This window comes from Bowmanella pacifica, from assembly GCF_014645355.1.
GTDB classification, from domain to species: domain Bacteria; phylum Pseudomonadota; class Gammaproteobacteria; order Enterobacterales; family Alteromonadaceae; genus Bowmanella; species Bowmanella pacifica.
In genome coordinates, this window is sequence record NZ_BMLS01000007.1 from 1 (window position 1) to 22,440 (window position 22,440).

Consider the following 22,440-nt stretch of genomic DNA (forward strand, 5'->3'; position numbering starts at 1 on the left):
TCTGAACGCCTCGAAGGATCGGTCAACCGATCGCTCGAATATTTCTTAACTGATCGGCATTAGGCATATGAGCCGGCTTTTCGCTTAGGTTGCTATCAGAACTTATAAGAAGCAGTGGTGTAGAACAGACGACCAATGTTGTTATAAAGGCCTGTTGTTTCTGTAGTACCACGGGTAAAGGTAGGCAGGTCGCGATCAAACAGGTTGTCGATACCTACAGCCACCTTGATACCATTGTCGAACTGGTAGGCTGCCTGTGTGTTAGTCAGGAAATAGCTGCCATAGCCCATATTGTCACTGGGATCTGGGTTGATAGCCAAATCTTGCTCGCTGTACAGCGATACGGCATCAACATACAAAGTGCGCCAAGTTGCAGACCACTCACCGTAGCTGTACCTCAAACTGAAGTTAGCTTGCCACTGTGCATCACCTGCTGTACCAGCTTCTTCTTCGAACTCACCAGGTTGGTCCTGGAATGAGTAAGTACGACGAGACTCCAGATAGGTTCCCACCAACTTGGAACTCATCCGGCCACCAGCCAGATCAAAATCGTAGCCAACCTCAAAGTCAACGCCTTTGGCGGTCTGCGCTGCTACGTTTTGCGCGATGGTCGTGATCAGCTTCAGTTGCTTGGTCACGGCGTCACGCTCAACCAAGTTACAGAACTGCATGTTCAGACCACTGCTAGAGTCCACACATTTATTCAGAATATCCTGAGCTGCAACGCTATCAATGGCATCGTCGATATCAATTGACCAGTAGTCCAAGGTCAGGCTTAAGCCATCTACAAATTCGGGCTGATAAACCAGACCCACGGTATAGCTTTGCGACTCTTCGGCTTCCAGATCAGGGTTACCACCCAGCAGCCCTTCTACGCTGGCGCCTGGATCGTTCAGAACGAAGTCCTCGGCTATACCCAGTGCCTTACAGTTCTCAACACGCGCAGCAGACTGTTTGTTGTCCAGCGAACATGGATCCTTAATGCTTCTGAAGAACGTCTGGTTCTGCGGGCCATATAATTCACCGATATTGGGTGCACGCAATGCCTCTGAGTATGTAGCACGCATTCTCAGCTCAGAATTGATCGTCCAATCCAGGCCAGCCTTCCAGCTGGTTGCAGAGCCAATAGTGCTGTAGTCTGCGTAACGTACAGCAGCATCAAACAACAACTCGTCAACAAATGGCAAGTCAGTCAAAAGCGGCGCAGAAATCTCCGCGAACACTTCCTTGACGTTAAAGTCGCCTTTCTCATACTGGAAAGCGTTGAAGAAGGTGGCACCAGTCGATGCAAATGCATCAGGAACAGATTCACTTTCTTCCTTGCGGTATTCAACACCCGCCGAGAAACCCACAAAGCCAGCAGGCAGCTCAAACAGCGCACTGTTATTTATGCTGGCGTTAAATACGGTCTGGCGAATGGTGCTGTTGCTATAAGACGTCGTGTTAATGTAGTCACGGCTTTCTTCGCTGATGCTGTTTTCGCCGAACAGGTTTACCGGCACACAACCAGCCGCACGGGCCGCTTCATCGCGACAAACGATATCGCCATTGGCCAAACGAATTGCATCGGTGGCATTGGCAAAGTTGTCACGTACCAGGTTGTTACGGTTCCACTGCTTCAGGCGGGTTTCACCAAACAACGCATAGGTTTCATAACCCCAGTCACTGCCAAATACCCCTTCGGCACCTAGTACGAAGCGCTTGGTTTCGCGAGTATTGTCCTCTACACGGCGTCCTGCATCTTCCAGGAAGCGGTTCAGTTCCAGCGTATCCAGATTATTGGCGTCCATCAGTGCAGCCAGGCTCTCATGGATAAAGGCGTTATCACGCTGAATCAGCACCGGCGCATTGGTACCGTCATAAAATGCAGGCTGACCAATCGCCTGACCACGAGTACGCACAAATTTGCCTTCAGCAAACAAGTTCAGCGCTTCAGATACCTCAAAGCTACCTTTGGTGTTCAGGTTCAAACGGTCAAAAGTAGGTTGCAGTTCCACATAGTTAGTCAGATTCAGGAACTCACAGTCGGTACACTTGTAGCCGGATGTATCGGGGTTACTGACATCCTGCAGGCGCACAGAGCCATCAGGATCGAAGGCATACCAAGCACCATTTACATAAGTGTTTCCGCCGGGCAGATTGTCTACCCAACCGGTGTTGTAACGAGTAACGTTATCGGCAATACCATCGTGAATAAACACACCATTTTCATCACGATAGTCTTTGCTGTCTGGGTTACGCACAGACATGTATGGAGTGCGGGTTTGATCGCGATCATTGGCATTCATGCCATCTTGGCTGGCATATTCAGCAGCAAAGGCGATATTACCACGACCATCGGCGAAATCTTGGCCAAAAGACAATGAGATCTTGTCGTTCTTATAAGGACCTTCTTCGGCCAGACCTTTAGTGGCAGAGAAATCAACACCTGTGATGTTCTTCTTCAGACGGAAGTTCACCACACCAGTTACCGCGTCAGCACCGTATACCGCAGAGGCACCACCTGTGATGATCTCAACGGAGTCTAACCAGGCAGTAGGGATAGTGTTGGTATCAACGGCTGAACTGCCGGCGCTGCTGGCCACATGACGGCGACCATCAACCAGCACTAACGTACGCGCTGTTCCCATGCCACGCAGATCGAGAATACTCAGACCAGCAGTACCGATGGAACGACCTGAGTTTGCCAAAGAGAACGTGGCAGCAAGTGAAGGCAATTCATTTAGCACTTCACCAATATTCATGGCACCGGTTTCAACCAATTCCTGGCCTGAAATAACGGTTACTGGAGAAGGTGCAATTGCACCTTCACGTAAAATCCTTGAGCCTGTTACCTGAATTTTTTCTACGGTAACCGCTGATTCATTTATATCCTGGGCGAAACTTTGTACCGAAAATCCAAATACGGCTGTCGTCGCTAATGCATAATGCACAGCACGGGAGATTCTAGAATTTGAATGCATTTAATTGTTTCCCACTTTACCACTTGAGTGAATATATTTTCACTGTAGTTGCAGTTTTATGTAATCTGTCGTGCCCCTAAACGGGGGCGCGGATAATACGCAGCTGGGTTCAATCAGGTCAACCGATGAACAGACCGCTTGCTCAAAGAACAAGCACAGGAATACAATTAGATACAAAGCAGGAAAGGCGATTAACAACAAGTTAACCGGGATGCAAAAAGGTTAACGTTTAAAACATAAAAAAACGGAGCTTGAATTAGCAGACCGGATACAATAATTATTCAATATTTCAGAATAATTACAACCCAATAAATATATAGAAATTTAATTTAAATTGTCGATAGAATTAAAAAAGCCCGCGAATAGCGGGCTTTTTTAATTAAGAATAAAAACTACGATTCTGTTCCATCATTTCTTTTAATAATGGTGCGGGGGTAAATTTATCTCCATATAAACCCTGGTAATGTTCTAAACGTGCCACCACATGGTTAATCCCCAAGCTATCCATATAACGGAAGGGGCCGCCCAGGAAGGGAGGGAAACCTATACCAAAAATGGCACCGATATCACCGTCTCTGGCGTTGCGAATCACACCTTCAGCCAAACACATGGCTGCTTCATTGAGCATCAGTAGCACGCAGCGCTCTGAGATCTGATCATGACTGAACTTTTGTGACGGGCTGATGCCAAGCAAGCTGTAGACACTCTCATCCACCTCTTTACCCGGCTTCTTGCCACTATATTGATACAAGCCACGCTTATTCTTTTTGCCCTTTCGATCGTCGGCCAGTAACTTGTCAAACGCTTCCGGAGCACGGAAACGCTCGCCAAGCTCTGCCACCAGAATTGGGGAAATCTTGGCGCCAATATCAATACCTACTTCATCTAGCAGCTTCATCGGTCCCACCGGGAAACCGAAGTTCAGTAGCGCTTGGTCAATCTGCTCAATAGGCTCACCCGCCAGCAACACACAAGCCGCTTCGTTCATGTATGGTGCCAGAATACGGTTCACATAGAATCCTGCGCCATCTTTTACCACAATAGGGGTTTTCCCCTGCTTACGGGCAAAGTCGACGGTGGTTGAGATAGTCGCATCCGAGGTACCGGCATGGGGAATCACCTCTGCCAAAGGCATTTTATCCACCGGCGAGAAATAATGCAGACCAATCACCTGCTCTGGCTTAGCCGCCTTAGCCGCAATCTGGCCAATAGGAATAGACGAGGTATTCGTGGCAAAAATCGTCTGCGCACCGGCATTGGCTTCAATATCTGCCACCATTTGCTGTTTCAGTGATAAGTCCTCAAATACCGCTTCAACCACAATATCCGCATCCGCAAAGCCCGAATAGTCCGTACTGCCGGTCAAAAGTGCCAACTGCTTCTGCATCTCAGATTTGCGCATAAAACGACGCTTAACCTTCTTGATCAGCAGGTCGTAGCTGTACTTCATGGCATTGGCAATGCCTTCACTGCGAATGTCTTTGATGCGCACTGGCAGTCCTGCTTTGCTTGAAGTGACATAGGCAATACCACCGCCCATCAAGCCTCCGCCCAGTACAGCGGTTTTCTTCACTTTAGCCGGCGCCACGCCTTCTACACCCGTTTCTTTTTTCATCTCTGTGGTGGCAAAGAAGATATTGCGCAATTGCTTTGACTCTGGCGTCATCACCAAGTCGCCAAAATGGCGGGCTTCCATCTCGTAGCCTCGGCTACCACTGACCCCCGCCTCGATACAATCGATAATACGCTCGGGAGCCGGATAATTTCCACGGGTCTTACTGCGGGTTTGTTTGCGTGCCTGGCTGAACAGGAAATTGCGCCCAAAGGGGGTACGCTCCAGCGCCTGCCCCACCAGGTTCAGCTTAGGTGGCTGACGCTTTGGCTTAGCTTTTTTAGCAAACTGGATGGCCACATCCATCAAAATAGAAAGCGGTACAGCATCATCCACCAGGCCGTCCTTCTTCGCTTGCTTGGCACGTAATTGCTTGCCGGTCAGCATCATGGTCATGGCTTTTTGGATACCCACCAGCTTGGGCAAACGTTGTGTGCCGCCGCTACCGGGCAGTAAACCAAGCTGCACTTCCGGCAGGCCCATTACGGTTTTGTCGTCCAGACTACAAATACGATAATGACAGCATAGCGCTAGTTCCAGTCCGCCCCCCAGCGCCGGGCCATGAATGGCCGCCACCACAGGGATCTTCATATTTTCGATGCGCGCAAACATCTGTTGTCCAGACCTGGACAAGGCAACCGCATCTTCGGCACTCTGGCAGGCTGCCAGCATACTGATATCAGCACCGGCGACAAAGGAGCTGGCTTTACCGCTGGCCAGCACCAGACCTTTGATACTGCTGTCTTTTTCAATCTCATCAAGCTGTACCGCGATCTGCTCAGCAAACTCGGCTTTCAGCGTGTTCATGCTCTCGCCCGGTACATCCATAGTCAGAATCGCAATACCGTCGTCCCGGCGGTTGAGGGAAAATGCGCTGGTTACGTCTGTCATATTCTTCTCCTTATTCCGTTTCCAGGATCATGGCTGCGCCCAGACCACCCGCCGCACAAGCAGTGACCAGACCGGTACCGCCACCACGACGATTCAGCTCATTGAGCATCTGGGTGATCATACGAGTACCAGTTGCGGCAAAGGGGTGACCATAAGCAATGGAACTCCCCATCACATTAAATTTATCCATGTCCATCTCGCCGATAGCTTTATCCCGGCCCAGCTTCTCCTTAGCGAAGGTATCACTGGCAAACATTTTCAGGTTAGCCAAGGTTTGTGCGGCAAAGGCTTCATGCATTTCAATCAAGGTCAGGTCACTAAGGTTCATACCTGCTCGACTCAGGGCAATTGGCGTGGCATAGGACGGCCCCATCAGCATATCCTCCCAGACATCAATAGCGGCGAACGCATAGCTGCGAATATAGCCCAGCGGCTTATAGCCCATGGCCTTGGCGCGGCTTTCCGTCATCATTAACACAGCCGATGCACCATCGGTTAACGGCGTCGCGTTGGCGGCCGTTACCGTGCCATATTTGCGGTCAAATACCGGGCGCAACTTGGCGTAGCCTTCCAGGCTGGAGTCAAAACGAATATTGTTATCTTTTTCCAAGGCGCCTTTGTAAGGCTCGGCATAGGCCGTCATCACTTCAGCGCTCAGTTTGCCGTCTTCCCAGCTCTTCGCGGCATTCACATGTGAGCGATGGGCCAATGCATCCTGATCTTCACGGCGAATTTGGTGCGTCTTAGCCATTTGCTCAGCAGTATCGCCCATGGACAGTCCGGTGGAATATTCGGCCACAGCGGGAGGTACCGGCAGCAAGTCTTTTAAGCCCAGACGTTTAATCACGTTCCATTTTTGGCCAAAGGTTTTGGTCTTCTGTAAGTCAACCAGCGCTCGCGCCAGGTTTTTAGACACCCCGATAGGTGATACCGAGGTGGAGTCCGCGCCGCCAGCCACACCAACCTGAATATTGCCCGCCATCATAGACTCAGCAATGTTCACTGTAGCTTGGAAACTGGTCGCGCAGGCTCGGGACACACTGTAGGCATCGGTATGCACATTCATGCCAGTGCCCAGTACAATTTCACGGGCAATATTTGGCGCTTCTGGCATCTGCACAACCTGGCCATACACCATTTGCTCCACTTCACGGGGATCCAGGTTATTGCGAACCAGCATCTCATTTACCACCATTTTTCCTAAATCCACGGCAGGCACGCCATGGAAGTAGGTGGCCATTTTGGCAAATGGAGTGCGAAGACCGGCCACAATGGCGATACGATCTCCGCTACGCGTCGTCACATTGCGAGTGACGGAAGAAGTGTTACCTGGCATTCTGTTTCCTTTTAGTGGTCAGACCTGTTTGGCTGGATTGTACTCTTTGCCGAGCAAATTTCAAATTCTAGCCCATAGACAGCAATGTGACACTCTTGATGCCAAAGCTAAAATATTGAATTTATAGATAGTTTTGCTTTATTAGCGCAGCCGCTTTTTCTGCGATCATAATAGTTGGGGCATTGGTATTGCCACCGATCAGGGTAGGCATAACCGATGCGTCCACCACCCTTAATCCTTGCACGCCTCTTACTTTCAGCTCAGGACAGACAACAGTCAGCGGCGATTGTGGGTTACCCATCCGACAGGTACCTACAGGGTGATAAATGGTTTCTGCTTTGTCTTTGATAAAATCCAGCAAGGCTTCATCAGACTGCACGGCCGTTCCCGGCAACCACTCCTGAGGCTGATATTGATCAAATACCGGCTGACTCAGAATCCGTCTGGCCAGCTTGACACCATCCAACATAGCCTGCCTGTCATCTTGGTGGCTTAAGTAGCGCGGATCCAATAACGGCGACACTGCAGGATCGGTAGTTTTCAAACGCACCGTACCGCGACTTTTCGGGTACAAGTAACAAATATGCAAACCATACCCATATCCCCAGGCTAAATGCCGACCATGATCCTGCAAAATAGCAGGCAAAAAATGCATCTGTAAATCCGGCAGTCCGCTTGCCAACGTGCTGCTGGCAAAACCGCCAGCTTCAGCAATGTTACTGGACATCAAACCACGGTGGCCACGCAAATACTGCCACAGTCCCTGCAAATACTCGGGCACTGCCCCAGGCGCTACCCCATAACCGGCCATTTTATTAGTACGGCATTGCACAATAGCATCCAGGTGATCCTGCAAATTTTCCCCCACCCCTGGACTATCTACCTCGACCTTGATACCAACGCTGTCTAAATGCGCGGCCGGGCCGACCCCAGACAACATCAATAACTGGGGGGAATTAATCGCCCCTGCGCTTAACAGTACTTCTTTGTTCGCATAGATCTGACGGCATTGGCCATGCTGCGTAAACTCCACCCCCACTGCCCGGCCATCCTTAAGCAAGACTCGCCTAACCAAGCCAGAAGTCATAATTGTCAGATTTGACCGTTGCTTAGCCTGACTTAGATAAGCTTTAGCACTAGAGCAGCGCTGCCCTTGTTGTTGCGTTACCTGATAGGCCCCTACCCCCTCGCGCATATCACGGTTAAAGTCGCTCAGCTCGCTCAACCCAGCCTCTACGCCAGCCCGAACAAAGTCCTGGCTAAGTTGGCTAATATGGCGTAAATCACTGACCGTCAGCGGGCCCCCCACGCCATGCCAGACATCTTCGCCGCGCTGCTGATCTTCTGCCTTTTTAAAGTAGGGTAAAACCGACTGCCAATCCCAGCCTTCAGCGCCAAGCGCCTGCCACTGGTCATAATCCTCTTGGGCACCGCGGATATAGCACATGGCATTTACCGAGCTTGAGCCACCTAATGTTTTGCCTCTGGGCCAATACAAAGCGCGATTGTTTAGTTCGACCTGGGGTTGGGTGTAGTAGTTCCAGTTGATGCCGCGAAATCGGCATAATAGTGCCAAACCAAAGGGAATATGAATAAGGGGGTTGCTGTCGGGTTTACCCGCCTCAAGCAAGCACACCTGCCAGGCCGGGTTTTCCGACAACCGGGCGGCCAGTGCGGCCCCTGCCGACCCCGCGCCAACGACAATAAAGTCAAATTGATTTGCTTGTGTCATGGCCTGATTCGCTCATCTTTGCACTACTACACATCGTACCAGTGAGTCTATCAAAGAAGTTCTGCCAACCGCACCCGAAGATTGGACATTTAGTCAACAACCCGTCGATTATGTATCCATAACAAGACAGCAAGATGACCGCCAAGCGGCCAGACCATGACACCCACCAAGCGTTACCTAAACTAACGGTTACGCCCATATTGTTCGTGGGAGGACACCCAATCAGAGGACGATATCGCTGAGGCCAGCGAGATCTCGCCGGCCAGGGCCACCGCACCAATAATTTCTGCCAACTTGTACACCCGGTCGCGCCCATAACAGCCCAGTAATTCCAGGCATTCACGCTGAGTACCAATGCCCGTGCCGCCACCATGAGTGGCGACAATCAAAGACGGGATGGTCAAGGACAAATACAGATCGCCGTCATCGGTCAGCTCACTGTATAAAATGCCCGCCGACGACTCAGACACGTTAGCCACATCCTGCCCTGTGGCAATAAACATGGCAGTAATACCATTGGGTGAATGCAAACCGGTGTTATTCACCCCCGATAGAAATGAGCCTACGCCAGCGACCCGGCCGTGGTAGTCAATTTGCTTAGGATCCACCCGCATCACTTCCAGTAAGTGCTCGCGCTTAATGGTGACCTCACTGGTTACCCGCTTGCCACGGGTGCGCATAATATTGATATGGGAGGCTTTTTTATCTGTGGCAAAGTTAGACTCCAGATAAAAATTCTGGATGCCGGGATAATGATCTAATATCCAGCCGCAGGCCGCAAACGTCGCTCTTCCCACCATATTTTGTCCAGCGGCATCGCCAGTTCTGAAGTTAAAGCGCAGGAAGGCAAATTTGTTCGACAAAAAATGGTCAATGTAAGTCAACTTAGCCACCGACGAAGTGGCTTCCGCTTCGTGACGAATGCTGTCCATATGCTCTTTTACCCACTGCACAAAGTCCCTGGCGCCCCGGGCATCTTCAAACACAAATACCGGCGCCCGCTGCATGGCATCATCCACCACCGTACTTTTTACCCCACCACTCATATTTAGCAGCTTCATCCCGCGATTGTAGGACGCCACCAAGGTGCCCTCTGTGGTAGCCAGCGGGATCATAAATTCGCCGTGGGCATGCTCTCCCTGAATATGGAAAGGCCCCGCTATACCAATTGGTACCTGGGCGACACCAATAAAGTTCTCGATATTACCGCGCAAACTCTGAGGGTCGATACTGAACTTGGCGATATGCTCAATACCCGCGCCGCTAAATTCTGCATAAAAACGCTGGCGCTGCTTGATAATGTCCTCGCCGTAATCATCGCTATCAGAACGCGGAATTTTATTGGGGTTTGCTTCCTCTTCGGTGGCTACATCATCCACCTCGAAGGTCAACACACCAAAAGGCAGGGCGCGGAAGCTGACATGGATCCTGTGCTTTTGCTGAGCAACAGGGGTGAAGTCATCAACAAACACTGACAAGCTGGCCCGCAATGGGAAATCATGCGTCCCCATGCTATTAAACTCACTTAACGGCAGGCATTGTCCGTCTGCTAGTTGTAAACGAATCTTACCCGAGGCGATGGGCTTATCATCAATACGTATATCCAGCACCTCATGCACCAGCGCGTCTTTCAGGCGGTTTTTCAGTGAAAAACGCACGCCGCTGCCATGCAGCGTCAGGCTGCCCCGGTTGTACAGTTGCTTGAGAAGAATACTAGGAATAAACATCTGCGCTTGCTCCAGTTATTATTATTCGCCATCCTGATAAGCCCGAGGCAAACGAACCTATCTTTTTGCTAACAACTATTGTTGATAAACTGCACAAAATCCACCCTAGCTGTATTATTTCTACTTGAATAACAGTGGCTTGAAAAACCACCTATGCAAACGGGAGCCTACGCCTTGCCGGCACACAATCTTTTGACACGCATCAAATACTGGTGGATTACGCTGCTTATCCGTCTTGGCAGATTAAAACACTTCAGTCTTTCTCCCGATGAATTAAACAACATGCTCAGCGCCAATTTGCCCTGGCCTATCCCTTTGATTTTACCGGCAGGCAAAGGCACATTGCAGGTGATGAGCGCTTCGGTGCGCTTGCCCGACAATCAGTTCAGGCTGGAACTGTTCTGTGACTTAAAGGTAGATATTGGTGGCGTCAGGTTGTATCAGGCCCATGTTTTAGCCACATTACACGGCAAACCCAGCTATATGCGCACGCAAAGCAGCATTCGTGCTACCCAAGTGAGCCTGACAGATTTAAGGCTTATTCAGGATGATCATCTTATCTTTCGCAGCAGTGCAACACTGTTAAACCGTCTGATGCCAGAGGCAATAGGCGGCTGGCTGAACGCGTCCCTGGATGTTTTTGCCGGATCTCTCTACAAAGAGACAAAAAGCTATCTGGATTTATACCTCAGTGGCAACAAACAGAAGGTACTGGACTTTCATAAGCCGCAAATAGAACGCCAACTAATCGAGCAGGTAAATCAGGGCGGCTTGGACTACCAATTGGATCACAATCTGCCCGACGAACGTCTGTTCGCTCGCCTGGGTCAGAATGTCAAAGTAGAAGAGGGTAAGTTACTGTTTTTATTTCATTCCTGACAGCGATAAACCAGAAAACGGCGGCTGCCGAATTTAATGGCGCCGTCAATCACCAGGCTGTCTCCGCCTAACCGTACGGCCTCATTTTTGGCCAGCACCAACAACTCTTCCGCCACTGTCTCTTCATTTCGCTCAACAAAAGCGATTCTATCGGCAACCTGTGCATTGGCCGATCCGATACGGCGACACCCATCGGCTTGCGCGGCGTCAATCAATCTGACGGCATCGGAACCTGGCGCTGGAGTTAGGTTGGCACACCCCAGCAAAGTGACACTTACAATCAGTGGCAAAATAGCTTTCATCGTTTTCCTAATGATGTGAATGCAAAACATCCTGAGCGTGGCCCAGTTCGTCATCAACAATAGACTTACTCTCATCTTCTACCTGTTCGCCAATGTCTTCAATACTCAGGCTTGGATCATCAGCGCATTTATCCAGCAATTCAAAGGCTTCAACAAAGTAATGCGCCATATTATCCAGTGAGCTGATATGGGTATTGCAGCAAACCAGACCGATATTGGCGGTTTGACCATAGGTCAGCAAGGTAATGTTCACCCCTCCCCCAGGTGTAATAGTAGAGATGGGGTATGCCGCCAGTAACTTCGCATCGCGTAAATAGCGGGTCTGTTTAGGGCCTGGCACATTGGAAATCAGAATATTGGCAATAGGTTTAAACCAGTCCGACAGATGCACAACCTCAAAAAGCAGCGCGACAGCCTGAATTAAAATGGTGTAGTAACTAAAGGCCCCCGGTTCTGAGTGTTTTGCGGCATGTTTAACAATACGATGGTTCTCAATAATTTGCCGTAATCTCAAATAAGGGTCCACTTCACCGTGGGCCAGTTTCACCGGCACTATGGCAATTTTATTGCCGGCGGTGTTTTCACCGGGCTTGCGCAAGTTAATTGGCATATTGGTATACAAGGCTTTATTGAAACTATGCCCATGGTCTTTCAAAAAACGATGCACACCAATATCAAAGCAGCACAACAGAATTTCATTGGCTGAAGCGCGCATTCTTTTAGACAAAGCCTGGACGCGCTGAAAATCCAGATCCGCAATCGCCACCACCCGGCCTTGCTTGACCTGCCCGGTCAGCACAGTGCGCGTGCCGGAAAAAGGGATCGGCATGTAGTGACTGTTGATACGTACTAACTTGATCAGCAAACGAAATAAGATCCATACCAGGTCCGTGACCGTTCGCAGCAGATGCCATGCCGACGCCATTAAACCGGTAAACCAATTTTTGCGACGTTTTTCCCGAAATGGTTGCTTAACAGCCCACACTGGCGTGAAATGCGCTACATCGGGTTTCTCGCGATAACCGGCCTGAAACCAGCGCATCAACACCGCGCCGTCACCATACATATGATGAATCTTCACATAAATGGCAAAACACCGTCCCTGGCGACTGGCAATCAAATGGTATTGCCACAGCGGTTTATTGCGATCCAGTCGCGGCTCATGCAAGCGAGCGACAAAACGGTTAAGCGCCGCCTTGTCTTCCACATTATCCAGTTCATGCAGCTGAACATGGTATTGCATATCCAGTTCCCGCACCTTCACCAGCCGCAGCGGGAAGCCCAACATATCTTCCACAATGGTATTAAAGGGGCTGGATGGCTTATCAAAGCAGCGCAAGTGCGCCAGTAGCTTTGGCAGGTAATCAACCTCGGCATTCTCAGGCAACTCAAGTAACTGCAAACAGGCCACGTGTTTGGGATTATGGTCTGACTCGGTGATCCAAAAAGCACGGTCAAGAAAACTGATTTTACGTGTCACCTATCCTGCTCCCTGTTTATCTCTATCGGTCTTAAAGCTGATAAGAACGATGGCTAATCATATTGTCCGGTTCGGTCATAGGGATGCAGCAAAAACACGATACTGCGCAGACAATGCTGAGCAAACTCTTCATTGTCGATATCTTCGCCCTTTAACAGAGCATAGTTGGCAGCCTGACTGAATACCAAACCTAGCTGGTGCAGCATAGACGGCACAGCCTGGGCACTGAGACTCAATTGGCCTTGGGAGATTGCATATTCCAAGGCTTCTCGCCAACGGGTTTGCTGGCTATCTAGCAACTGCCGAAAAGCCCTTGTCAGTGAGGGATATTTTTCCAGCAAATCAACGGGATTACGGAACAGAAAACGGAATGTCGCTGCCGCCTCTAATTGTAGGTGCAGCGCATAGAGAAATTCATCCAGGTTTAAAGGCTGCAAAGGACGGGCTAGCAGCGGCTTCATCTGTTCACTAAATAGGTCGAACAGCGCCGTTACCAGCACTTCTTTGCCCTTGAAATGGTAATAGAGGTTACCCGGGCTGATATCCAGTTCCATGGCGATATCGACGCTAGTGACTGCCGCTTCACCATGAATATTAAATAACTCAAGACTGGTAAACAGGATCCGCTCTGCTGTCTTGCTTGCCATTGCCGCCACCTGGACAAATATTGTACGACCAGACTAACGGTATTTTGCTCAAGGTGAAAGCACTTGCCGCGCCAATCCCGCAAGAATCATAAAATTGTCATCAGCCTGAAGGACTGCTATTCCTCGGCGCGGCCACTGCCAAGTTTCTCAACCTTGACACCCCGGCGGCTAAGTTGGGCAAGCAAACCATCCTCGCCAGCCAGGTGCAGCGCCCCCACCAGTACCAGTTCAACCGGCTGATCCTCAAGCATGTTCAGTAGCTGAGGCACCCACAAATCGTTGCGCGCCTTAAGTAAACTTTGATACAGCTTTGGGTGGCTCTCCTGCATAGGAGTTATGCCGTCAGCTTCCAATGCCTTAAGATCGCCGCGTCGCCAAGCACCCCGCAGATCCTCTAGCATTTGCGGCAGGCTTTGCATATCGTCCAAGGTATAAGCAATAAATTCATCCTCTTGCCCCACGCCCATCTCAGCCAGATAACGCATCTGTTGCATGGCACTTTCCAAAAAGCCCAGTGTTTTTTGGTCAGCTTCGGCGCGAGCAAGAAAGTGCATATCCACCCCTTGCTGATCTACCCCCTGTTGCTGCATTTCCATTTTAGTCAGCATCAATGCCAACATGGCCACTTTATAGTGAAGCAGAGGTTCCAGTTGCATGCCCTTGCCGGATAAATACTCACTTAAGCGGGTCACCGTAGATTCAGACAGCTTGTCCGCCAGACTTTGCCCCTGCGGTAATGTCAGTAGCGCTGTCATTTCCTGAATAAATGCAGGCTCCTGCATCTGGCGAATATCGGCTTCCAGCACCAGCTTGTCTGCCGCAGCATACCCCTGTTCAAATTCCGCTGGCAGCGGGTAGTCCTGCGCGCTCAAAATATGCAAAGTGCCGCCTAGATAAAGCAGATTATCGCCATGGGAAAGACGCCAAACGGCACTGTCGGCCAGGCTCAGTCCCGACCAGAAAAACAATAAAAGCAGGTAGCGCTTCACTTTGAGTTCCTTTGCAAAGTAAAAGCCGGACTGTACCGTAAATGCGGGTAACAAGCGAAACACATTGTGAGGGGGTTGCCAGCAAGTGTTTACAAATTGCCGAAAGCCAATTAACAACTGATACAGTTCGCCTTGCTTGGTTTATCTAGCATAGAGGTAACCAGAGCGAGGAGAATTCCCATGCACAAGAACGCTATTTGTCTATTCGGCGGCCTATGGCTATTAACGGGCTGCGAACTCAGTGTTGGCAACAGTAATGACCAAGACGATCCGCACTACGCCTTTGATTTTGAGCAGTCCGATCACGGCTGGCAGGCTGGGTTTTCTGATTATCCTAAAGACAATGCAGATATTTATGAGCTGGCATCTGGACGTAAAGCCTTACCCAGCGATGTGCAAAAGCAAGGCTTTATGTTATCTGGGCATAATCGCAGCGATGACTTGTTTATGTATCTCAAAGGCCAATTCACAGGTCTGGCGGCCAGCAGCCGTTACCAGGCTAATATTCAATTGACCTTGCTGACCAGTGCAGGAGAAGGATGTGCCGGGGCTGGCGGTGCCCCTGGTGAGTCCGTATGGGTGAAGTTCGGTTTTGCTGAAACTGAACCCAAGCAGGTGGACTATTATCTTAATCAGGACAAAGGTAACCAGGGCAACAGCGGCAAAAACGCCAATATCATTGGCAATGTAGCCGCCAGCGGTGCCAATTGTGAAGGTAGCCAGTATGTGGAAAAACGCCTTGCCAGTACAGCGCAGACCCAATTGCAATTTACCACCAACAGTGACGGCTCTATCTGGTTGTTTGTGGGCACCGATTCAGGTTACGAGGGTAAAACCACCTTGTACTACGACAAGATTGATATTCAACTTAAGAGACTCTAGTCCCTTAACCAAGGGCCACTTCGACAGTCCAGTCTCCCGCGTCAGCAGTTTTTGGTATTCAGGCACGTCTCTTGCCTTATGCCTCATCCTTCCGAACCCGCCGTCTTACTGGCGCTTTGTCGCAGTACAATCGGCGGGCTATCTATGCTTTAAACCTATTCAGACTGCCAAACGATACGCCGCTGACGCATCAGTTGCGCGAAACAAGAAACGCACCGGCCGCAACCATAATAGAGCCTGCACTTTTATTTAAGCGTTTTACCGCCCGCTCAGATTTGAACAACTTACGTGCTTTCGCAGCAAACAGGGCTATGCACATCAAGCCGATCATTAAGGCAACTAAAGTTAAAAATGCCGCCAGCCCAATGTCGGTTGCCGTCATCACGCTCAGATCCATAAAGGTAGGTAAAAAAGCAATATAGAACAGAATAACCTTGGGATTGGACGCGGAAATAAGCGCACCTTGCAGAAAACTTAAGGCTCCGCCGAAAGTGGCTGGCTTTTCTTCAGTGGCGCTGAGATCCAGCGGCGCATTCCACATCTTCCAGCCCAGATAAACAAGGTAAACAGCGCCAACTATTCGCACTACCGTAAATACCTCACTCCAGTGCGTTGCCAACGCGGCCAAACCAATACAGGCAGCTATCAGATATAGAATGTCACTGACTACCATACCCAAGGCCAAATAAAAGCAGGAACCCGCACCTGATGTAAGCGCCCTGGCAAGAATAGCAAAGACCCCCGGCCCGGGTGTGATCCCAAAAACCAGCACGGCCAAGAAAAATGAGATAGCACTTTCCCATGTCATAACTGCACCTGAAATATCTACATCGGTGGGCAATATTGCGTGCAATGCCTCTCAGTGACAATACCGCTCTGTGCTTTGCCCGACCAACCTGGTGTATTACGCGTTTACTAACCACCACAGAGAGCCAATCTGGCTGTTGAGCAGCGCCTTCCCCCTGGCTGTATGCTTCCAGGCTACTGATTGTGGACATAGTCCATATGTATATCTATGGCCCCAAACATTAGGTGGCTTTAGAGCAACATCAAATAAAGCTGCCCCGTACCAGCCAGCATTCCCAATATGGCGCCAACCACTATCAGCTTCCATTCGTCCTGCTTATACGCCGGGCGCAGTACCCCCTCAAATTCCTCGGGGCTGAGGGCTTCCATTTTTACCCGTAAATCATCGCCGATATTTAACGCGCTGTTGGCGTATTCATGGGCGTAGTGAAGAAATTTATCAGAGTCTTCGAAGATACGTTTCACTGCCATCTCCTTCATACGGAAGTAGTCTTCGCTGCCCACCGCTAAGGCAAAATAAGGCTGAGCCACCGCCACATAACGTTCTATGGCGTCATTAACATGTAACTCAATCAGCTCCAGCAGTTGCCCGGAGCCAGCACCTTTTAACACTGCATGGGTAATATTTTGTGAGTTAAGCAGCTTCTTCTCGATAATCTCGGCATATACCCTGGACACTTCTTTCTGACGTTTTAAGAACATACCTTGCAGGGTAAAAAAGCCCACTTTGCGTGGCCGCTTAGGCTCGAAAATGATTTTGATGGCAATCCAGTTGGTGGCATAGCCCACCAGCAGACCACCGAGCGGCAGAATCCACCACAGTTGGTAATACGACCAGATAAACATACTGGGCAGGCCAAACAGAAAACCAAAATACAGCCCGGAACGTTCAATAAAAGGAAACTCCTTGGCACCGGCTTTTAGAAAGATTTCGTTAATCAGCTCGGGGTCTTTGGCCAGTTGCTCCACCACCATTTCGCGGATATCAAAGATTTCCGTTACATTCTGCTGAAAATCCCGCACCATCTTGCTGACCACATTGGGAATATCCAGCTCAACCCGGGCGTAAACCAGATTCTTACCTTGTACTGGCAAAGCTGCCCATAAGGTTGGTGCCGACGCCTGCATCACATCATTAACGATGCGCCTGAGTACTTGCTTAAGCCGCCGCTCAATAGCCAGCGTCATCTGCTGGGCATCCAGTCGATTGACTATCTCTTCCACGCTTAATAGCTTACCCAGCACCAGCTCTACTTCAATCTCGGCCATTTTGCGCCGCTTAGCCGGGATCAGCCCCTGCCAGCCAAAGATGGGCCGGATACCGACAAACTCCACCGGGTAAAACATCATTTTCACCGCCAGGTAGTTAGTAAACCACCCCACCAGGGCACTGGTAAGCGGGATCAGCAACAGCAGCAAGGTTTCAAGTGTCCATTCCATAAGCGAAAAGGTAGCGCCTGTTGTTATAAGTAGCAGCTTAAAATCAGGCTAACCATAGAAATTAGAATGGTCAATCTAAAAGCAATTAAGGCGCCTGTGCACACTTAACCTGATCAACACTCTGCAAAGGCAAGGTTAGCCATAACCGCTTTGTAAAAATGACGATATCAATACCGCCAGCTCCGCTGGGCTATGCGAATGGCCTCTATATCGATACCTATAATGGCCATCAGCGCAAAGTCAGCCAGAAGTCATAAGGACGTCAGGCCTTTGCTCAAGGCATTGATTAGATTAATCCCCTACTTTATCAAAACGTAAATAGTTAATTGATTTTAAAGGGGAAGTTATAGTGCGCATTGGTACATCATTAATCCTGACGTTACCTATTCTAATAGTCTTTAACACTTATGCTCAGGCCGACCATCCGCGGCTCGAAGGGCCTTATCTTGGCCAAACACCACCGGGCCTTACTGCCCTGCCCTTCGCGCCGGGTATTGTAAATACACAAGAATGGGGAGACGTTGGCAGCTTTTCCCCCGATATGCAGACCTTTTATGTGGCCAGATGGAAACATACTGCTGATGCAAAAGAGCCTGAGTCGCTTAGGTTTAACAAGGTAGGTAATCGTTGGCATAAAACCCTGATGCCAACCGGCACACGTAAGCCCTCGTTCTCACCGGATGGTAAAACCCGCTATTTCAGAGGCGAATATCAGGAGCGCACGGCTGATGGCTGGTCAGAACTGAAAAGCCTTGGCCCTGCTTTCGAGGCCATTCGTATCATGGGGCTTACAGCGTCCGCCAAGGGAACTTTGGTACTTGATGAAAATGCCAGCAGCAAAGGGGGATACGGCATTCTTCGCTACTCGCGCGTTATTAAGGGCAAACGCGAAGAGCCCAAGCCACTGCCCAAAACTATCAACACTGGCAAGTGGAACGCCCATCCGTTTATCGCGCCAGACGAATCTTACATAATGTGGGATGGGGAAAGACAGAGCGGATATGGCGCCTCTGACATCTATATCAGTTTCCAACAGAAAGATGGCGCCTGGGGTGAAGCCATTAATCTGGGCGAGAAGGTCAACACCGAAGCCAGAGAAGGTGGCCCACAAGTTACCCCTGACGGCAAATACCTGCTGTTCAACAGAATGGTGCCATATGGCAATGGCAAGTCCGGCTCCCAATCCGACCTGTTCTGGATTGATGCACAAATTATTGAAGCCCTAAGACCCAAAGAATAATGGTTATGCTTATTGGCGAAGTGCGCCTCTTAAAGGCGGCGCACTTTCATCCTGATACCGCTATCGGCAGTCGCAAACAGTCAGAGCGGTGGATAAGCTCGCCGCTCTTCGCCAAATAGGCTTTACTCGCCGAGTTCGTTTACCCTTGTTATCTACCAGACAGCAAACAAAGGCCATTTTCCCTTCGCAGCAGACTGAATATCTACATTGAAGCCGCCCCACATCCGTATAACAGCAATAGTACGGAACAGTTCCACCTTTCCTCGGCACCAGAGTGGTGCAACCCAAAAAACTCATGCTAGGCAAAGAGTTATAAGCATGCTAAAAAATAACCATGCTGAAGTACGGAACTTATCCGTGTTTAAACACGGATAAGTTCCGTCTATTAAACTGTTATGTTTTAAGGTAGAAATCGGACATTGGAAAAAATAACCGCCATCGCTACATTCTTTTTTGGAGTTCTATTTGTCGTTGCCGCCATCTTCTTGTTTGTGATGGGCGTTAAGGAACACAAACTAGAATCAAAGGGTTTTAGTTCATGGAGTAAAACTATTTTGGTTATTGGTATTTGCTTGTTTGCTGCCTACAACACATTAATAAGCGGCTACCTGGAAATGATAAATACTGGGATATTAAATTGAGTGTTTTAAAACATAACAAGCCAAGCCAGCGGGAATTTTACTCGCTGAAAAACGCTCATAAAATCCCCTGCTTGGGGCGTTATATTGCAGTGAGCATCGGAGTGTACTGTGTTTGAAGAACTATTAGAAATAGTGGAGAACAAACTCAAGGAGAGCGGTAGCAACACTGATTATGAAGCCATCATTGATCTTGCCTCGAAAGTGCTTATTGAAGATACGCTCTCACATGAAAAAGAGACAGTCCGTAAAGTTATCTCAGAGAATGATGCCTTCACAAAAAGAAATCGAGAGAGGTGGTCTCTTGGCTTTCAAAAATTGCATGCTCTGAGGGAAACGTCACTTCAAGCTGGGATGAATTTCCAGAAGCAATTTTTAGAATATGATCAGTATCAAACTGATGAGTTGCTTGGTGTTCTAATGCGTCAGCATGCACATGCATGTCGTATAAGTGGCGAAATAATCCACCTTTTAGAAGGTGGATATCCTGATGCAGCGGTCGCGCGTTGGCGCACCCTGTATGAGATGGTTATCACCTGTTTATTAATAAAAATGTATGGTCGAGACGCTGCCATTGATTTTATTAAGTATGGGATTGTGAAGAACGCCGAAGGCATAAATGAACATCACAGAACAGCAAATGAAATGGGTGTAGAAACTTTTTCTCAAGAAGAAGTTGATTTTGCAAATGCCCAAAAGCAAGAGATCACAGAAAGAAATCCTAGCTGGCATTGGGATAGAAAATATGCTAGCGTGTCTAAACTGGAAAAGCTTAGAGAGCATGTGGGCCTTGATAAATGGTCGCATAACTACAAGCTGGCTAGTCGAAATGTTCATTCTGATTATTTTGAAATGCGTTGTTTGTATGCGATGTCGGAAGCTAAAAGTGACATGCTACTTGTTGGGCAGTCAAATTCAGGCCTAACCGAACCAGCACATTTTACAGCAATTAGCTTAGCTCAAATAACTTCAATATTTCTCACTGCATATATAGAAGACGAATCCAAAGAATTGGATTACCGAGATTCGCTACTTTTTATGAAGGTAATTGATAATTACGTTAAAGAAGTTGGAGAGGCGTTCATCAATGTTGAGAAAGCAATATAACAAACAACTGCAGCGGATCAATTTTCGCTGCGCTTCAATTGTCCGCAGAGTTGGGCGTTAGCCCTGCGGAGGTTGTTTGAAATTAACCATTCTACTAATAATTGTGACTATTGCTGTTTTGGTCTATTCGAAAATTCGAGCAAGTCGGATTCACCGCAAAGAGAAGAAGGTCTCTCTTGACCCAACTAAAGAGTATGAATTTGCATGGCTAGCCTCATTTGATACAAAAGCCTCTTCTGAGGCTTGCGCAAATGAAGTTAAAAAGTACGTTGACCTAATTACACAAATTAGCAATTCTCCACTTGAACAGAAATGGATGCTCCAGTGTTCTATTGTATGTAAAGCAGATACGGACTTGGTATCTCAATACAAATCGACCATTAAGTCCTGCTTTACTGCAAAAGGTGGGGAATTTGTACATGCAACAGTTACTACCCCCATTTCACCAGGCATTACTATTGGTTAGTGTATTAGTTAAACACGTGAATTAGCTATGTCGAAGGCCAACAGGCAGTTTTGCCATTTCCTTCAACAACTTTAAGTGGCTAAGTGTTTTATGGACCAGTGGCTTGCCACGGCGGTCTTCGCCATGGATACTGAAACTCAGCTTGGCCAAATAAATGCCATAAAAATAGTTGAAATGAGACATGGACAGTTCTCCCCAATACTTGCCTTATAAGCGTCGCATAATCCCGGAAAAGGGTGAGTCCATATCATTCGCTAGGATTAAGGAGAAAGAATGAGGTTTGGCATACTTTTATCGCTACTAATTTCCATATCTGCCTGCACAAACGTTGAAACCCTAAACGTTAAACGGTCGGATATCGGATTACTGAGCAACTATGATGTATCCACATTTAGTGACTATGGAAATAGTGTTTTCTACGACCCAGAAGCGAAGCTACATAGATACGATGTCTATATTGGTGGATATGGGGGATGTGGAGGACATTTATTAATTTATGCAAAACCTAAAATGGATCGTTATTTAGAAGCCAATGATTACTCTGATTACACCGTGACAGATGTTCATCATCAATTGACGCCTCCTTCTAAATGCAAAATTTACATAAAATACAATGAGTAAATAAAAAATATTGAGTAATACAATTGCATTGTCCATTCAACCTACTGACAGCTAGGTGGCCAAAGCGGCGGTGGCTTTTTACACTGATGCACTAACCTAGCGCTGCAGAACAAATGACTTAAACGGAATTGATACTATGAAAATGATCTGGGCCTTACTGATATTTGTGACCTCACTCTCTGCCAGCGCGGATCCCAGTCATGATTTCGAAAAACTCAAGTCGCTTGTTGGAGAGTGGAAAAGAGTAGATAGTGACAACAGTGATTTCTATATTTCATTTGATACTAGCGCTAAAGGCAGTGTGCTGATAGAAAACTGGATTTATAAGGGCGCGTCGCATTCCCTCACTCTGTATCATTTAGATGGCGAAAACTTGCTTGCTACGCACTATTGCCCGCAAGGTAATCAGCCGAGATTGAAACTTGATAAATCGGCTAACCCGAATAGTATTTCCTTTGTATTTCAAGACGCGACAAACCTAAAAAGCCTGGCGGATAGTCACCAGCACTCACTGCTTTTTGAGTTTGTAGATAAAGATAGAATATTAAGAAATGAGAGCTACAGTAAAGACGGCAAGTTAACCCCGTCAAGCATGAGTCTGGTGAGAAAGTAATATCAACTAGGTAGATGCTATGGCTAGACATAAACCTCTAACCATCGTTTTCTTGCCTTTAATGTTTG

At 48.5% G+C, this 22,440-nt stretch carries 20 protein-coding genes; 8 read left to right on the forward strand and 12 right to left on the reverse strand.

The genetic code is table 11. The annotated features are described in order from the left end of the window. Positions 1–95: 95 nt before the first annotated feature. The 5 genes from IEX02_RS17020 to IEX02_RS17040 all read right to left on the reverse strand — a co-directional run bounded on the left by IEX02_RS17020 (position 96) and on the right by IEX02_RS17040 (position 10,261). Positions 96–2,963 carry a TonB-dependent receptor plug domain-containing protein gene (locus IEX02_RS17020; protein ID WP_188697965.1) on the reverse strand — a complete coding sequence of 956 codons (2,868 nt, stop codon included), beginning with the start codon at positions 2,961–2,963 and terminating at the stop codon, positions 96–98. Between the two features lie 379 nt (positions 2,964–3,342). Then, a complete protein-coding gene (gene fadJ / locus IEX02_RS17025; RefSeq protein WP_188697969.1) occupies positions 3,343–5,466 on the reverse strand; it encodes a fatty acid oxidation complex subunit alpha FadJ in 2,124 nt (707 codons plus the stop codon). A 10-nt stretch (positions 5,467–5,476) separates the two neighbouring features. Continuing rightward, the gene (gene fadI, locus IEX02_RS17030) at positions 5,477–6,802 is read right to left on the reverse strand and encodes an acetyl-CoA C-acyltransferase FadI (protein ID WP_188697972.1); all 1,326 of its coding nucleotides are present in this window, start codon (positions 6,800–6,802) and stop codon (positions 5,477–5,479) included. A gap of 121 nt (positions 6,803–6,923) precedes the next feature. Beyond that, on the reverse strand, positions 6,924–8,534 hold the full coding sequence (locus IEX02_RS17035) for a GMC family oxidoreductase (RefSeq protein ID WP_188697975.1): 1,611 nt from the start codon (positions 8,532–8,534) through the stop codon (positions 6,924–6,926). Between the two features lie 182 nt (positions 8,535–8,716). After that, positions 8,717–10,261, reverse strand: coding sequence for a hydroxymethylglutaryl-CoA reductase (locus tag IEX02_RS17040; RefSeq protein ID WP_188697977.1), 1,545 nt, complete (start codon positions 10,259–10,261; stop codon positions 8,717–8,719). 192 nt (positions 10,262–10,453) lie between these two features. On the opposite strand from IEX02_RS17040, the gene IEX02_RS17045 reads away from it, so the two are divergent. Further along, positions 10,454–11,140: a hypothetical protein gene (locus IEX02_RS17045; RefSeq protein WP_188697979.1), complete on the forward strand. Its 687-nt coding sequence runs from the start codon at positions 10,454–10,456 to the stop codon at positions 11,138–11,140. Here IEX02_RS17045 and IEX02_RS17050 read toward each other — a convergent pair. The 4 genes from IEX02_RS17050 to IEX02_RS17065 form a co-directional block, all read right to left on the reverse strand. After that, on the reverse strand, positions 11,131–11,442 hold the full coding sequence (locus IEX02_RS17050) for a DUF4156 domain-containing protein (RefSeq protein WP_188697982.1): 312 nt from the start codon (positions 11,440–11,442) through the stop codon (positions 11,131–11,133). The two genes, IEX02_RS17045 and IEX02_RS17050, sit on opposite strands and share 10 nt — an antisense overlap. A gap of 7 nt (positions 11,443–11,449) precedes the next feature. Continuing rightward, a complete protein-coding gene (locus IEX02_RS17055; protein ID WP_188697985.1) occupies positions 11,450–12,922 on the reverse strand; it encodes a wax ester/triacylglycerol synthase domain-containing protein in 1,473 nt (490 codons plus the stop codon). A gap of 53 nt (positions 12,923–12,975) precedes the next feature. Continuing rightward, the gene (locus IEX02_RS17060; RefSeq protein ID WP_188697988.1) at positions 12,976–13,569 is read right to left on the reverse strand and encodes a TetR/AcrR family transcriptional regulator; all 594 of its coding nucleotides are present in this window, start codon (positions 13,567–13,569) and stop codon (positions 12,976–12,978) included. Between the two features lie 116 nt (positions 13,570–13,685). After that, positions 13,686–14,558 carry a TraB/GumN family protein gene (locus IEX02_RS17065; protein WP_188697991.1) on the reverse strand — a complete coding sequence of 291 codons (873 nt, stop codon included), beginning with the start codon at positions 14,556–14,558 and terminating at the stop codon, positions 13,686–13,688. Between the two features lie 180 nt (positions 14,559–14,738). Between IEX02_RS17065 and IEX02_RS17070 the strand changes: the two genes are divergently transcribed. Further along, positions 14,739–15,440, forward strand: a complete 702-nt coding sequence (locus IEX02_RS17070; protein WP_188697993.1) for a hypothetical protein — start codon at positions 14,739–14,741, stop codon at positions 15,438–15,440. Positions 15,441–15,630: 190 nt separating this feature from the next. Here IEX02_RS17070 and IEX02_RS17075 read toward each other — a convergent pair whose 3' ends face one another. Both IEX02_RS17075 and IEX02_RS17080 read right to left on the reverse strand, forming a co-directional pair. Beyond that, complete coding sequence (locus IEX02_RS17075; RefSeq protein WP_188697996.1) at positions 15,631–16,248, reverse strand: LysE family translocator; 618 nt, start codon at positions 16,246–16,248, stop codon at positions 15,631–15,633. A gap of 230 nt (positions 16,249–16,478) precedes the next feature. Beyond that, on the reverse strand, positions 16,479–17,687 hold the full coding sequence (locus IEX02_RS17080) for a DUF445 domain-containing protein (RefSeq protein ID WP_188697999.1): 1,209 nt from the start codon (positions 17,685–17,687) through the stop codon (positions 16,479–16,481). Positions 17,688–18,036: 349 nt separating this feature from the next. On the opposite strand from IEX02_RS17080, the gene IEX02_RS17085 reads away from it, so the two are divergent. From IEX02_RS17085 to IEX02_RS17100, 4 genes are all read left to right on the forward strand, one after another. Then, positions 18,037–18,927 (forward strand): TolB-like translocation protein, encoded by an 891-nt coding sequence (locus IEX02_RS17085; protein ID WP_229702275.1) that lies wholly within the window; start codon positions 18,037–18,039, stop codon positions 18,925–18,927. 419 nt (positions 18,928–19,346) lie between these two features. Further along, positions 19,347–19,568, forward strand: a complete 222-nt coding sequence (locus IEX02_RS17090) for a hypothetical protein (RefSeq protein WP_188698002.1) — start codon at positions 19,347–19,349, stop codon at positions 19,566–19,568. Positions 19,569–19,676: 108 nt separating this feature from the next. Continuing rightward, positions 19,677–20,672 (forward strand): DUF5677 domain-containing protein, encoded by a 996-nt coding sequence (locus IEX02_RS17095; protein ID WP_188698005.1) that lies wholly within the window; start codon positions 19,677–19,679, stop codon positions 20,670–20,672. Positions 20,673–20,748: 76 nt separating this feature from the next. Continuing rightward, positions 20,749–21,138, forward strand: coding sequence for a hypothetical protein (locus tag IEX02_RS17100; RefSeq protein WP_188698007.1), 390 nt, complete (start codon positions 20,749–20,751; stop codon positions 21,136–21,138). A gap of 21 nt (positions 21,139–21,159) precedes the next feature. Here the strand turns inward: IEX02_RS17100 and IEX02_RS17105 are convergent, their stop codons facing one another. Further along, a complete protein-coding gene (locus tag IEX02_RS17105; protein ID WP_188698011.1) occupies positions 21,160–21,321 on the reverse strand; it encodes a hypothetical protein in 162 nt (53 codons plus the stop codon). Positions 21,322–21,411: 90 nt separating this feature from the next. Between IEX02_RS17105 and IEX02_RS17110 the strand changes: the two genes are divergently transcribed. Together IEX02_RS17110 and IEX02_RS17115 are read left to right on the forward strand one after the other, a co-directional pair. Further along, entirely contained in the window at positions 21,412–21,759 is a 348-nt protein-coding gene (locus IEX02_RS17110) for a hypothetical protein (RefSeq protein ID WP_188698013.1), read from the forward strand. A 136-nt stretch (positions 21,760–21,895) separates the two neighbouring features. Continuing rightward, positions 21,896–22,372, forward strand: coding sequence for a hypothetical protein (locus tag IEX02_RS17115; RefSeq protein WP_188698016.1), 477 nt, complete (start codon positions 21,896–21,898; stop codon positions 22,370–22,372). Positions 22,373–22,440: the final 68 nt, after the last annotated feature.